Origin of the sequence: Marimonas arenosa (assembly GCF_030848945.1) — a bacterium.
Classification (GTDB): domain Bacteria; phylum Pseudomonadota; class Alphaproteobacteria; order Rhodobacterales; family Rhodobacteraceae; genus Marimonas; species Marimonas arenosa.
The window spans coordinates 1-231 of sequence record NZ_JANHAX010000024.1; the positions used below are offsets into that span (position 1 = coordinate 1).

A 231-nucleotide genomic window follows, 5' to 3' on the forward strand; every position below is an offset into this window, starting at 1 on the left:
GATGTTCTCTACAAGATCGACCCCGCGCCCTATGCGGTGCGCGTTGCCAGTGCCGAGGCCACCCTGGCGCGAGCCGAGGCGACCCGGCAAAACGCCCAGGACCAGCTTGCCCGCACCGAGGCCCTGCGCGAACGCCGCGTAACCGCGGGAGTGGATCTTGAAAACGCCACCACTACCCTGGCCCAAGCCGATGCGGACGTTGCCATCGCCAATGCCAGCCTGCAGGAAGCG

1 pseudogene is annotated in these 231 nt (G+C 67.5%); it reads left to right on the forward strand.

Going from position 1 to position 231, the window contains the following annotated elements:
- Positions 1 to 231 (forward strand): annotated as a pseudogene (locus NO357_RS21325) (efflux RND transporter periplasmic adaptor subunit); the annotation flags it as partial.